Consider the following 12,928-nt stretch of genomic DNA (forward strand, 5'->3'; position numbering starts at 1 on the left):
GGGCGCCGAAAGGCCGTCAGACGTCGATGTTGAAGCGTTGCAGCACCGACGGGGCGACCAGCCCGGCCGCCGCGAGCACCGAGATCGCGGTCAGCACGGTCCGGACGACGACCACCTCGGTCTTGCCGCCGGCCCGCAGGGCGATCTTGTTCGGCAGCCCGATCGGCGTCCACATCCGACGCTTGATCGGGATGGGCCAGAGGATGGGCACCCCGGCCCGGGTGATCATGTCGCCGAGGATGTGCACGAAGCAGCCCACCCCCACGGCGGTGCCGATCAGCGGGTAGCCCCGGCCGCCGGGCAGGTTGGCGAAGGTGTACCAGGCGGCGGCGGCCGACGCGAGGGTGACGATGACCCAGCCGGCGCGCTCCGCCCACTTGTCGAACAGGCCGCGCAGCGCCAGGCCGAACATGAAGAACAGGATGCCGATGACGGCCCACTTGCCGTACGCGGCGCAGAGCGTGGTGGTGCCCCAGCCGACCAGCAGGGTGAACGGGATGGTGTGGGTCAACGTCCGGTGACCGTTGTTGCGGCGCGGATCCTTGCTGAGTTTCGTCGCGTAGTAGACCCCGAGCGAGACCTTTTCCATCACCTCGGCGATGAAGAGCGAGAACACGCCGAAGGTGCGGGCGACGGTCGCCCCGCCCTGGTTGCGGGTCACCTTGCCGGACAGGTCGAGGTCGGGGAAGAGCGCCCCACCGGCGCAGACCGCGGTGCCGACGGCGAGTTCCAGCGGCGACTGGTGGTAGTCGGCGAACTGTTGCAGCGCCCAGGACCCGGCCAGCCACACCGCCGCGCCGGACAGCGCGTGGGACGGTCCCATCATGTCTGCTCACCCTCCCCAGGGATCTTGAGCGCCAAACTACGCCACTGTAGTTCGCCGGCGCTCCGCAGGGGCATCGCCCGGACGGTCCACCGGGGACGGTGGCGGGGAGGAGTGGGTGGCGCTGCCGTATCGGCAGGAATTATGCCGTCGCCGGGCGGCGGACGGGGCCGTCTGTCGGCCACCGGACTGCGGACGCGGCGCGGACCGCTCAGCGGGCGGCGCCGCCGACGGCGAGCAGGTTCCCCTCCGGGATGGTGATCTTCTGACGGGCTCCGCCGAGCCGGGCGGCGGCGCGCCGGGCCTGCGTCGGGCCGTGCTCGCGGCACGCCGTCGCGTAGGTGCCGGCGGTCCGGGCGGCGATGGTCGCCCAGCCGTACCGCTGGCCGACCATGGTGCGCGCCCGCCGGGCCACCCGCCTGGCGAAGACCTCGTCGCCGAGGAGCTGGTCGACCGCCTCGCCGAGGGCGCCTGGGTCGCTGTGTGGGAAGGTCACCCCGGTCACGCCCGGCTCGACGATCTCGGCGAGGCCGCCGGTGCGGGCCACGGCCAGAGGCGCGCCGGCCGCCGCGGCCTCCAGGGCCACCATCCCGAACGGCTCGTAGAGGCTGGGCACCACGGTCGTGTCGGTGGCGCCGAGCAGCGCCGGAAGCCGGGTCGAGTCGAGAAAGCCCGCGAAGCGTACGGTCTGCCCGAGCCCGAGGCGGCGGGTCTGCTCCTCCAACTCGGCGCGGTAGGGACCGTCGCCCGCGATCACCACCCGCAGCCCGGGGTACCGGTCGCGCAGGTACGGCACGGCGTGCACCAGGTGCTGCACGCCCTTCTCGTAGACCAGCCGTCCGGCGTACCCGACGAGCGGGCCGTCGCCGGCGAACCGGGCCCGGGCGGCGGTGACCGCCCCCGGCCGGGCGCGCCAGGCCCGGTCGTCGACGCCGTTGGGCACCACGTCGATCTGCCCGGCCGGCACGTCGAAGAGTGTGGTGACCTGGTCGCGCATGTAGCCCGAGCAGGCGATCACCCGGGCGGAGGCGTTGCTCAGCCAGTGTTCGACGCCGTGGATGGTGCGGTTCATCTCCTCGGGCAGCCAGCCCTGGTGCCGGCCGGCCTCGGTGGCGTGGATGGTGGTCACCAGGGGCAGGTCGAGGTGCTCGCGCAGGGTCGTCGCGGTGTGGGCGACGAGCCAGTCGTGGGCGTGGATGACGTCGTAGGTGCCGGCCTCGGTGGCGCGCAGCGCGGCGCGGGTGAGGGTGTGGTTGAACGCCATGGTCCAGGCCAGCAGGGAGGAGGTGGCCAGGGGGAAGGTGACGGGGTCCTCGGCGGCGCGGACGATGCGGACGCCGTCGGCGTACTCCTCCAGGGGTGCGCCGTCGGTGTGTCGGGTGACGACGGTGACCTCGTGCCCGGCGGCGGCGAGGGCGACCGAGAGGGCGTGCACGTGCCGGCCGAGGCCGCCGACCAGGACCGGCGGGTACTCCCAGGAGAGCATCAGCACCCGCTGCGGCCGGGCGGGATGGATGTCGATCACGTCGGCGTCAGGTGACATGCGGCCCCCTTTGAGTTGTCCCCGGGTGCGCGCCGACGGCACCGGAGCGGTGCCCGTGACGGTCGCGACTGGATCGGGACCCATCCTGCTGGTGGCTGACTAACCGGCGGAGACGCCGCCGTTGCGGTCGTGTAAAGCGCTACCGGCCGTTCCTGCGGGCGCGCAGCAGCTCGGCGACCGACCACGCCTGGAACGGGCACCCGGTGGCGGCGTGCGGCGCGAGGCCGTCGGCCGTCTCACTCACCGATCCTAGGCCATATTCGGTCAGATGGGCCTCGATGCCGACGAAAAGGTCATCGACCGGCATCTTGGCCCGCCGGGCGGCGTCGGCGTACGGGCCGAGCAGCCAGGGCCAGACGGTGCCCTGGTGGTAGGCGCCGTCCCGCTCGGCCGGACCGCCCCGGTGCCGACCGACGAACTCGGGCGCGTCGGGGGAGAGGCTGCGCGGGCCCAGCGGGGTGAGCAGCCCGCCGGCGACCCGGCGCACGGTGGGCTCGTCGGGCTCCAGCGGGGCGTATGGCAGCGACCAGGCCAGCAGCTGGTTGGGGCGGAGCAGGTCGTCGTCGTGGTGCGCGGCGCCACCCAGCGGGTACGCCGGCGCGGGCGCGTCCACCACGTCGTGCAGCCAGCCCGTCGGGGCCGGGAACCGCTCCCGGAACGCGGCGCCGGCCCGCTCGTGCAGCCGCCACAGCTCGCCCGCGTCCCGCCCCGCCAGCTCGGTCAGCTCGGCCAGGCCGGCCAGCCCGTTGACCCAGAGCGCGTTGACCTCGACCGGCTTGCCCGTACGCGGGGTGACCGGCACCCCGTACACCCGGGCGTCCATCCAGGTCAGCGCCGTGCCCGGGGTGCCGCCCTGGGTGAGCAGCCCGTCGGCCGGGTCGACGGCGATGCCGAACCGGGTGCCGGCCAGGTGCGCGGCGACCACCCCGTGCAGCGCGGGCAGCAACTCGTCGCCGAGGTCGGTGTCGCCGGTGACGGTGACGTGCCGGCTGACCGCGTGCAGGAACCACAGCGTCGCGTCGACGGTGTTGTACTCCACCCGCCCGGTGTCGGCGGTGTTGGCGAGCATCCCCTCCGACAGCGTCGCCGCGTACGCCCGCAGCAGCTCCCGGCCCTCGTCGGCCCGGTTCATGCAGAGGAACAGCCCCTCGTAGGAGATCATCGTGTCCCGCGACCAGGCGCCGAACCACGGATAGCCGGCCACCACGTCCGGACCGGTGGAGGTGCGGACCACGAACGCGTCGGCGGCCAGCGTGAGCGTCGCCTCGACCGGGTCGGCCGGCTTCGCCGCGGCCACCACCCGCCGGTTGCGGGCCCGGGCCGCCGCGACGACCTCGGTCGCCGGTGGCGGCTCCTCGGCCAGCTCGCCGGCCCAGGCGAGCACCGACACCGTGTCGCCCGGGCGTTCCAGCCCGCCCGAGAACCGGCCCGCGTACCAGAGGTCCTCGTCGGGGTTCAGGCCCCGCGCCGCCTCCTCCCGGTGGTGCGCGCCGAGCCACCACTGGCCCTGCGGGGTCCAGTCCGGCCCGGCGAGCCGGAACGCGCCCTCGACCACGGCCCCGCCCGGCACCGGCTCCACCCGGGGGTCCGGGCCGTCCGCGCGGCGCTCGCCGTGCGCGTCCCGCCAGGTGCAGACCGCCGCCAGGTCGAGGCGCACCGGCCCGCCGGAGACCAGCCGGTGCACGACGGCGACGCAGGAGCGGCCGTGCGTCATCGCCAGCTCCCGCTCGATCACCACGTCGCCGATGCGCCAGCGCCACCGGGGCAGGCCGTCGGTCAGGTCGAACCGCTCCAGCAGCTCGAAGCCGCGCGGGTCGACGTCGCCGGAGGCCCACTCGTGCGCGCCCAGGCGCACGCGGGCGCCGGAGGGGAACAGCACGGCCGGGTCCAGGCCGACCAGTCCCACGCGGCGGGACGCCGGCGTCTCGCCGGCCACCACGAGCAGTCCGTGGTACCGGCGGGTGCGCAGCCCGCTCACCGTGCCGGTGGCGTAGCCGCCGAGACCGTCGGTGACCAGCCACTCCCGGGCGGCGCCGCCGGTCAGGTCGCCGCAGACCTGCGGGCCGAAGCGAATGTCGATCAACTTTCCTCCACCGGCGGCGGGGTGCAACACGCCACGACGAGAATGGCTCCTGTGGTGAAGTCCCCCGTCGGCGTCGAAGATGTGCGAGTGATCACCGACGTGCCGACCCCCGACGACTCCGCGCCCGACCCCGAACGGCTCCGGCTGGCTCAGGCCGACGCCGGGGAGCAGGACTGGCGCGCATGGGGTCCCTATCTGTCCGAGCGGGCGTGGGGGACGGTACGGGAGGACTACAGCGAGCACGGTACGGCCTGGGACTACTTCCCGCACGACCACGCGCGGTCCAGAGCCTACCGGTGGAGCGAGGACGGCATGGCGGGCGTCTGCGACGACCGGCAGACGTTCTGCTTCGCCCTCGCCCTGTGGAACGGCAGGGACCCGATCCTCAAGGAGCGGATGTTCGGCCTCGGCGGCGACGGCGGCAACCACGGCGAGGACGCCAAGGAGTACTGGTGGTACGAGGACTCCACCCCCACCCACTCGTGGATGCGCTGGCGCTACCACTACCCGCAGGCCGCCTTCCCGTACGACGAGCTGGTCGCGGTCAACGCGCTGCGCGGCCGGGACGACACCGAGTACGAGCTGGTCGACACCGGCATCTTCGACGACGACCGGTACTGGGCGGTGACGGTCGACTACGCCAAGGCCACGCCGACGGACCTGTGCGTCGTCGTCACCGTCGCCAACCGGGGCGACCGGGCGGCCACCCTGCACGTGCTGCCCACCCTCTGGTTCCGCAACACCTGGGCGTGGGGGCTGCCCGGCGGTGACCGGGTGCCCCGGCTGGTCGGCGAGGGGTCGCGACTCGTCGGCGAGCACCGGGTGCTCGGTCAGCTGCTGCTCGAGGGCGACGGCGAGCCCACGCCGCTGCTCTGCGACAACGACACCAACGCCGAGCGGCTCTGGGGGCTGCCCGGCCGCTCCCCGTACCCGAAGGACGGCATCAACGACCACGTGGTCGACGGCGCCCCGACGGTCAACCCGGCCCGGGAGGGCACCAAGGGCGCGCTGCACTACGTGCTGGACGTGCCGGCCGGGGCGCAGCGGCGCATCCGGCTGCGGCTGACCCGCACCGCCCCGCCGCCCGGCGGCACCCCGCCGCCGCCGGCCGACCTCGGCGACGGCTTCGACGCGGTGGTGTGGGCCCGGCGGGCCGAGGCGAACCGGTTCTTCGCCGGGGTCATCCCGGCCGCCGCGACACCGGACGAGGCCCTGATCGCCCGGCAGGCGATCGCCGGGCTGATGTGGGGCAAGCAGTTCTACCACTTCGACGTCAAGCGCTGGCTGGAGGGCGATCCCGGCTCCCCGCCCCCGCCCTCGGGCCGCCGGCACGGGCGCAACAGCGCCTGGTGGCACATGACGAGCTTCGACGTGATCTCCATGCCGGACCCGTGGGAGTATCCCTGGTACGCGGCCTGGGACCTGGCCTTCCACTGCGTCAGCATCGCCCGGGCCGACCCCGGCTTCGCCAAGGAGCAACTGCTGCTCCTGCTCCGCGAGTGGTACCTGCACCCCAACGGCCAGATCCCCGCGTACGAGTGGGCGTTCGGCGACGTGAACCCGCCGGTGCACGCGTGGGCGGCGCTGAAGGTCTTCGAGATCGACGGCAGCCGGGACCACGACTTCCTGGCCCGGGTGATGCACAAGCTGCTGCTCAACTTCACCTGGTGGGTCAACCGCAAGGACACCGTCGGCAACAACGTCTTCGAGGGCGGCTTCCTCGGGCTGGACAACGTCGGCCCGTTCGACCGCTCGGCGGCGCTGCCGGTGGCCGGCGTGCTGGAGCAGTCCGACGGCACGGCCTGGATGGCCATGTACGCGCTGAACCTGCTGGACATCGCCGTCGTGCTGGCCGAGCACGACCGCACGTGGGTCGACACCGCCACCAAGTTCTTCGAGCACTTCGCCTACATCGCCGCCGCCGCGTACGAGCAGGGCCTGTGGGACGCCGAGGACGAGTTCTTCTACGACGTGCTGCGCCTCGCCGACGGCTCGAAGGTGCCCCTGAGGGTCCGCTCGGTCGTCGGCCTGCTGCCCCTGGCCGCGACGACCCGGCTCACCGCCCACACCCTGCACCGGCTGCCCGAGCTGCACGCCCGGTTGCGCTGGTTCCTCGCCAACCGCCCCGAGTACGCCGACGTCATCGGCGCCCGGCGGCTCGGCCCCGACGGCCGCCAGCACCGGCTGCTGTCCATGGTCGGCCCGGAGCAGATCGTCCGGCTGCTCGCCCGGATGCTCGACACCGACGAGTTCCTCTCCGAGTACGGCCTGCGCACGCTGTCGCGGGCGCACCTCGACAAGCCGTTCTCGGTGACCCTCGGCGGCCAGGAGTTCAGCGTCGGCTACGAACCGGCCGAGTCGACCAGCGGCCTGTTCGGGGGCAACTCGAACTGGCGCGGCCCGATCTGGATGCCGACCAACTTCCTGCTGATCAGCGCGCTGCGCGACTACGCCGCCTTCTTCGGCGACGACCTCCAGGTGGAGTATCCGACGCGGTCCGGGGTGAAGCGGACCCTCGACGAGATCGCCGACGACCTCTCCGCGCGGCTGATCTCGCTGTTCACCCGTGACGGCTGGGGTCGGCGGCCGATCTACGGGGCCGCCCAGCTCTTCCAGACCCACCCGGACTGGCGGGACCTGATCTGCTTCCCCGAGTACTTCCACGGCGACAACGGCGCCGGGCTGGGCGCCTGGCACCAGACCGGCTGGACGGCCCTGGTCGCCGACCTGATCCTCACCCTGCGCCGCTGACGGCCCGTCCCGCGCCCTCGTCCTGTCCCGCTGCCCTCATCGTGTCCCGCCGCGCCCGTCCCGCCGCCGCCCGGCTCGTCCCGTCCCGCCGCCGCCCGGCTCGTCCTGGCGCGGCTCGGCCGGCCCGATCCATGCGGCCAGCCGGGCGCAGAGTCGTCAATCCGTCGCGAGTCCCTCACGGATGGTGACGGTCGCTAGCATCGGCGGCGTGTCGCCAGCAGAGGGAACAGACGCCGCGCCGGCCGAGCGTGAGCGCGTGGTCCTGGCCGCTCGCCAGTTGGCCGAGGCCGAGGGGTGGCCGGCGGTGACCCACCGCCGGCTGGCCGAGCGGATCGGGATCGACATCGAGGTCGTCTACCGTCGGTTCCCGGACCCGGCCGCGTTGATGTCCGCCGTGGCGGTGCTCGGCTTCGCTGATCTGGCCGCCGCGCTCGCCGCCGCCCGGGACACCGCCACCGGGGGCGGACGCGGGGAGTGGCCGGCCGTGGTGACGGCCTACCTGGACTTCGCGTACGCCAGTCCCGAGGTCTACGACGCGATGCTCGCCCACACCTCGGACCTCACCCTGGGCCGCGACCCGGGGCCCGGGGCGCCTCGGGCGGCCTTCGCCGAGCTGCGCTCGGCCCTGACGCCATTGGCTGCCGGCCGCGACCCCGACACCCTCGCCGAACTCGGCTGGGCGCTGCTGCACGGCACGGTCATGCTCACCCGGGGCGGGCGGCTGCGCCCGGACAAGCAGGAACAGCGCGAGGAAATGATCATGGCGAGGTTGCTCGCCGGCCCGTGACCGCGCGGCCCCACAACCCGCTTGCCGCTCGGAATCTTGGACAGCTACGGTGCGCACCGCACGGGAACTGTCCAAGATCAGATGGGTGCGCCCCCGCCAGCCTGGCTCGGAGCCGCATCGCGGGGAGGGGGAGGCATGGGAGACACGCCGCGCCGGCGTGACGGGCAGGTGCTCGTCTTCGACGCTGACGACACGCTCTGGGAGAACAACGTCCTGTTCGAGCGGGTGATCGACGATTTCCTGGAGTGGCTGGACCATCCGACCCTCGACCGGGCCGAGACCCGGGCCATCCTGGACGACATCGAGCGGGCCAACGCTGTCGCGCACGGCTACGGCAGCAAGGTGTTCCTGCGCAGCCTGGGGGAGTGCCTGGAGCGGTTGCGGCAGCGGCCCGCGACCGAGGCGGAGCGGCGCGAGATCGAGGAGCTGGCGGCGGCCCTGGTCGCGCACCGGGTCGAGCTGATGCCGGGGGTGGCCGAGGCGCTGGACGCCCTGGCCGCCCGGCACGAGCTGCTGCTGCTGACCAAGGGCGAACGCGAGGAGCAGCAGCGCAAGCTCGACGCCTCCGGGCTGCTGCACCACTTCCGGGCCGCGCACATCGTGCGGGAGAAGGACGTCGACACCTACCGGTGGTTGGTCCGGGAGCACGGCGTCGACCCCGCCGTCACCTGGATGATCGGCAACTCCCCGAAGTCCGACATCCGGCCCGCCCGCGTCGCCGGGCTGAACGCCGTGTTCATCCCCAACGACAACACCTGGGTGCTGGAGCACGACGAGCTGGACCCGGCCGACCCGGGCGTGCTGCGGCTGTCCGCGTTCCCCGAACTGCTGCACCACTTCTGAGCCGCACCCGGGCCGCCGGGAGCGGCGGCGACGCACCGGACGCACTTGTCGCCTCGACGGGAAACAGCGTTTGCCCGGGGGCCGCGTTACGTCGACATGCCGCATTTTCGCCTTGGCATCAATCACGCTGGTTCGGCCCCGGTTCGTCCTTGTCCGTGCCCCGGCGGCACGCCTAGCCTGATTCGGCGCTCACGGCTCTTCGGGGTGAGTCGGGAGCGTGCCGAAGTCCGGCAGGTGGGCACCATGGAGCTGAGTGCAGGCGGCAGGCTCGCCGCGTTGAGCCCGGCGTGGGCGGCGTGCCACGCCCACGCGCTCATCCGGTGCGTCCGCTACCACGCCGGACGGCTGGGGACAGGACCGGGGAGTTGCGGCCCCGGTCCTGACACCCCGCGAGCGGCGGCTCCGGCCGTCGCCCGGCACGGACGACGAACCCCGCGGAACGACGAACCCCGGGACGACGAACCGTGGCGGCGACGCCTCAGGAGACCTCGCCGCGCACGATCGCCACCGCCACCCGGCAGAACTCGTCCATGTCCGGGTTGAAGCCGGCGGCGATGTCGGGGTGCAGCCCTGACCGCGTCTCGTCCAGCAACCGCTGGCAGACCTGCTCCACCGGCTCGCCGGCGTAGCTGGCGCTGATCCGCTCCGTGGCGGCCTGCAGCGCCGAGGTCAGCTGGTCCTCCAGCGGGCCCTGCAGCTTCTGCTGCACGGGATCGAGCCCGCGAGGGTCCAGCGTGACATGTGGCTCGGACATCGGCGCGCTCCCTTCGTCGGCGTCCGCGGTACCCCACCGCGGCCGTCGGTCAAACCACGTTCGGTACGGCGGCGACCCGAACCTGGTACGAGAAGTCCTCCGCCGGCTTCTCCGCGTACGACAGTCGCCGGATCTGCCGGTCGTCGTCGTAGAGGGCGACGTCCACCAGGACGCCGAGGTGCGCCAGGCCGATGCTGGCCACCCGCTTCTTGTCCTGGAGCACCGCGCACACCCCGCCGAGCAGGGTGCTGGCGTCGGAGGTGCGGTGCCCCGGCGGGCAGCGCAGCACGAGGTCCACCTCGATCGGCCCGGACAGCGGGGTCCAGCCGGTGCGCTGGGCCGCGGCGCAGGCCGCCTCGAGCAGGGCGCGGACCCTCGTCGCCTGCCGGTGCCCGGCGGCGAAGACGGACAGCGCCTCGGTCTTGACCGGTGGCAGGCCGCTCACCTCGAACGTCAGGGCGAGAGCGCGGGTGTCCCGCACGACGGCACCTCCTCGTTGGGACCGATCCTGCCCAAAGAGGCCCACCGGCGAAGGGTGATTCCCACGAGAACCCACCGATCGGGGCGCACCGGCCCACCCCTGGGCGACTGCCCGCCCCACCACGTTGTCGATCATGAGGTTGGCCGGAACGAAACGGACGAGACGCACCGCCAACCTCATGATCGTCCAGGTGGGGCGCGATCTTGTTACGGTGGGGCCGTGGCGGACGGGGTGGGCGGCTGGGGGATGAGGTTCCTGCTCTGGCTGGGGCTTCCCCTCCTCGCCCTCCTCGGGCTGGGCCTCGGCGTGCCCGACGTCGCTGCGGCCTGGCGGGCGAAGTCCGGTGGCGGCACGGCGGGCACCTTCACCGCACTGCACGAGGAGTGCAGCCGCAACTGCGTCTGGCACGGCGACTTCGTTCCGGACGGGGGCGGGACGCCGCGTCACGACGTCATCGTCTACGACGGGCCTGACAGGTTGACCCCTGGCGCCACCGTGGCGGCGCGCGACACCGGCGCCCGCAGGGGCGTCTTCGCCGCCCGGGGCGGCGACACCTGGCTGATCTTCTCCGGGCTCGCGGTGGCCGGCGTGCTCGCCCCGATCGGCTGGGTGGTCCTGCTGGTGCGCGCGGCGACCAACCGGCGCCGGATCGCGCCCGGGCCGGGGGCAGCCGGTCACCCCGTCTCGCGCGGGTGAGGCGCCCCCGACCGGGGATGACCACGACGTTGCCGGCGAAGGGTCAGTGGCGGGCGCGCTTGACCTCGTGGAAGGCGGGCATCCGGATCAGGGGTAGCAGCGAGTCCCAGATCGTCAGGGCGTCGTCGGTGCCGGGGACCTCGGTCAGGATCGGGCCGTGGACGCCCCGCTCGGCGCCCGGAACCATGAGCACCGGCGCGCCGATGTCCGGGCCGGCCGAGGCGTACGCCAGGGCGTGCGACTCGCGTACCGCCTCGTCCCAGCGGTCGTCGTCGAGCGCCGGCGCGGCGGCTTGCAGGCCCGCCGCCTCGACGGCCGCGTCCACGATCTTCGCCGACAGCGGGTTGCCCGCGTCGTGGCTGCGGGCGCCGATCTCGGCGTAGAACCGGGCGGCGTCGTCGTGGCGGCCCTCGGCGCGCAGCGCCTCCACCAACCGCAGCGCGCGGCTGGAGGCGGTCATCGCGTCGGCGTACTCCGGCGGCACCCGCCCCGAGTTCAGGATGGCCAGGCTGAACGCCCGCCACTCGATGTGCAGGCCCCGGGCGTCGGCGACCGCGACGAGCCAGCGGGAGGTGCGCCAGGTCCACGGGCAGGCGGGGTCGAGGAAGAAGGTGGCGTCCATCGGCCGAGCCTACGGGCGGCCGGGCCGGTCCGCACGGCGTGATCCGCGCCACACCCCGTGGTGTCGGCGCCGTCCCGTCAGCGTCAGGTTTCGCAACTTCGCAGGTCGGGCAGTGTTGGGGCCACGAAACGTCCGGGACGACGGAACCGCTGGTCAGACGCCCCGAACGGCTCGCCGTGCGCCGGGGCGCGGAGCCTCACCCCGGCCTTTGGCCGACACGAGGGGAGGGGTGATGAGCGACCCTGACAAGGCCCGACGCCGACGGCGGCCACGCGTGCGCGCGGTGGCTGCCGCCGCGGCGTTGACGCTGGTGGCGCCGATGGCGGCCGCCTGCGGTTCCGGCGGGGACGGCGGTACGCCCACGATCAACCTGTACTACCCGCCGGAGCAGAACCTGCAGAAGGTCGTCGACGACTGCAACGCGCAGGCCCAGGGGCGCTACAAGATCGTCTACCGGGTGCTGCCCCGGCAGGCCGACGACCAGCGGGTGCAGATGGTCCGCCGGCTGGCCGCGCAGGACAGCGGGATGGACGTCCTCGGCCTCGACGTCACCTGGACCCAGGAGTTCGCCAGCGCCGACTGGATCAGGGAGTGGACCGGGCAGGACCGCGCGGAGGTCGAGCAGGGCACCCTCGCCGGCCCGCTGGAGACCGCCCGCTACGAGGACAAGCTCTACGGCGCGCCGAAGAACACAAACGTCCAGCTGCTCTGGTACCGCAAGGACCTGGTGCCGCAGCCGCCGAAGACGTGGGACCAGATGATCTCCACCGCCCAGGAGCTGAAGCAGCAGGGCAAGCCGTACCAGGTACTCACCATGGGCGCCCAGTACGAGGGCCTCGTCGTCCTCTACAACACCCTCGCCGAGAGCGCCGGCGGCAAGATCCTCAGCGACGACGGCAAGCAGGCCGTGATGGACGAGGGCACCGTCCGGGCGCTGGAGCAGCTCCAGCGCTTCGCCACGTCGGGCGTGACGTCACCGTCGTTCAGCAACGCCACCGAGGACCCGGTCCGGCTGGAGTTCCAGTCCGGCGACGGCGCGTTCCAGGTCAACTGGCCGTTCGTCTACCCGGCCATGCAGGAGGCCAACCCGGAGCTGGCCAAGCAGGTCGGCTGGGCCCGGATCCCGGGCGTCGACGAGAACACGCCGAGCAAGGTCACCATCGGCGGGATCAACATGGCGGTCAGCGCCTACTCGAAGCACCCCGAGGAGTCCTTCGAGGCGGCCCGCTGCATCCGCAACGAGAAGAACCAGAAGTTCTCCGCCGTCAACGACGGCGTGCCGCCGACCATCGAGAAGGTCTACGACGACCCGGAGATGGCCGAGGCGTACCCGATGCGGGACACCATCCTCGAAGAACTCAAGGAGCCGGCGGTCCGGCCGCTGACCCCGGCGTACCAGAGCATCTCCACCGTCATGTCGGCGATCCTGTCGCCGCCGTCGGCGATCCGGCCCGAGCAGACCGCCGACGAGCTGCGCGACGCCATCGCTGACGCCCTCGAATCGAAGGGGGTCCTGCCGTGATCGAGCGCATCCGGCGACTCGAC

Annotated in this window: 11 protein-coding genes; 5 read left to right on the forward strand and 6 right to left on the reverse strand. The window is 73.1% G+C overall.

The features are described from left to right. Positions 1-16 precede the first annotated feature (16 nt). The 3 genes from DER29_RS28920 to DER29_RS28930 form a co-directional block, all read right to left on the reverse strand. Positions 17-826: a metal-dependent hydrolase gene (locus DER29_RS28920; protein WP_088999461.1), complete on the reverse strand. Its 810-nt coding sequence runs from the start codon at positions 824-826 to the stop codon at positions 17-19. Between the two features lie 208 nt (positions 827-1,034). Further along, positions 1,035-2,366, reverse strand: a complete 1,332-nt coding sequence (locus DER29_RS28925; protein WP_121400790.1) for a glycosyltransferase family 4 protein — start codon at positions 2,364-2,366, stop codon at positions 1,035-1,037. A gap of 139 nt (positions 2,367-2,505) precedes the next feature. Then, positions 2,506-4,449 (reverse strand): amylo-alpha-1,6-glucosidase, encoded by a 1,944-nt coding sequence (locus tag DER29_RS28930; RefSeq protein ID WP_121400791.1) that lies wholly within the window; start codon positions 4,447-4,449, stop codon positions 2,506-2,508. A gap of 42 nt (positions 4,450-4,491) precedes the next feature. Between DER29_RS28930 and DER29_RS28935 the strand changes: the two genes are divergently transcribed. The 3 genes from DER29_RS28935 to DER29_RS28945 all read left to right on the forward strand — a co-directional run bounded on the left by DER29_RS28935 (position 4,492) and on the right by DER29_RS28945 (position 8,830). Then, a complete protein-coding gene (locus DER29_RS28935) occupies positions 4,492-7,200 on the forward strand; it encodes a glucosidase (RefSeq protein ID WP_121400792.1) in 2,709 nt (902 codons plus the stop codon). A gap of 208 nt (positions 7,201-7,408) precedes the next feature. After that, positions 7,409-7,987, forward strand: a complete 579-nt coding sequence (locus DER29_RS28940; RefSeq protein WP_233600202.1) for a TetR/AcrR family transcriptional regulator — start codon at positions 7,409-7,411, stop codon at positions 7,985-7,987. A 135-nt stretch (positions 7,988-8,122) separates the two neighbouring features. Next, positions 8,123-8,830, forward strand: a complete 708-nt coding sequence (locus DER29_RS28945; RefSeq protein ID WP_121400794.1) for an HAD family hydrolase — start codon at positions 8,123-8,125, stop codon at positions 8,828-8,830. Between the two features lie 478 nt (positions 8,831-9,308). Here the strand turns inward: DER29_RS28945 and DER29_RS28950 are convergent, their stop codons facing one another. Further along, on the reverse strand, positions 9,309-9,584 hold the full coding sequence (locus DER29_RS28950) for a hypothetical protein (RefSeq protein ID WP_121400795.1): 276 nt from the start codon (positions 9,582-9,584) through the stop codon (positions 9,309-9,311). Between the two features lie 49 nt (positions 9,585-9,633). Next, positions 9,634-10,065 (reverse strand): hypothetical protein, encoded by a 432-nt coding sequence (locus DER29_RS28955; RefSeq protein WP_121400796.1) that lies wholly within the window; start codon positions 10,063-10,065, stop codon positions 9,634-9,636. 219 nt (positions 10,066-10,284) lie between these two features. Here DER29_RS28955 and DER29_RS28960 point away from each other — a divergent pair, with 219 nt between their 5' ends. Beyond that, positions 10,285-10,761 carry a hypothetical protein gene (locus DER29_RS28960; RefSeq protein WP_121400797.1) on the forward strand — a complete coding sequence of 159 codons (477 nt, stop codon included), beginning with the start codon at positions 10,285-10,287 and terminating at the stop codon, positions 10,759-10,761. Positions 10,762-10,804: 43 nt separating this feature from the next. On the opposite strand, the gene DER29_RS28965 is transcribed toward DER29_RS28960, so the two are convergent. Further along, positions 10,805-11,383 carry a DsbA family protein gene (locus DER29_RS28965; RefSeq protein WP_121400798.1) on the reverse strand — a complete coding sequence of 193 codons (579 nt, stop codon included), beginning with the start codon at positions 11,381-11,383 and terminating at the stop codon, positions 10,805-10,807. Between the two features lie 232 nt (positions 11,384-11,615). On the opposite strand from DER29_RS28965, the gene DER29_RS28970 reads away from it, so the two are divergent. Continuing rightward, on the forward strand, positions 11,616-12,905 hold the full coding sequence (locus DER29_RS28970; RefSeq protein ID WP_121400799.1) for an ABC transporter substrate-binding protein: 1,290 nt from the start codon (positions 11,616-11,618) through the stop codon (positions 12,903-12,905). Positions 12,906-12,928 lie beyond the last annotated feature (23 nt).

It is taken from the genome of Micromonospora sp. M71_S20 (assembly GCF_003664255.1).
GTDB lineage: Bacteria > Actinomycetota > Actinomycetes > Mycobacteriales > Micromonosporaceae > Micromonospora.

Coding starts and splice junctions, on each gene's coding strand:
- DER29_RS28925 (WP_121400790.1), bottom strand. CDS start 2,366: ATGTCACCTGACGCCGACGTGATCGACATCCATCCCGCCCGGCCGCAG.
- DER29_RS28935 (WP_121400792.1), top strand. CDS start 4,492: ATGGCTCCTGTGGTGAAGTCCCCCGTCGGCGTCGAAGATGTGCGAGTG.
- DER29_RS28945 (WP_121400794.1), top strand. CDS start 8,123: ATGGGAGACACGCCGCGCCGGCGTGACGGGCAGGTGCTCGTCTTCGAC.
- DER29_RS28965 (WP_121400798.1), bottom strand. CDS start 11,383: ATGGACGCCACCTTCTTCCTCGACCCCGCCTGCCCGTGGACCTGGCGC.
- DER29_RS28950 (WP_121400795.1), bottom strand. CDS start 9,584: ATGTCCGAGCCACATGTCACGCTGGACCCTCGCGGGCTCGATCCCGTG.
- DER29_RS28920 (WP_088999461.1), bottom strand. CDS start 826: ATGATGGGACCGTCCCACGCGCTGTCCGGCGCGGCGGTGTGGCTGGCC.
- DER29_RS28970 (WP_121400799.1), top strand. CDS start 11,616: ATGAGCGACCCTGACAAGGCCCGACGCCGACGGCGGCCACGCGTGCGC.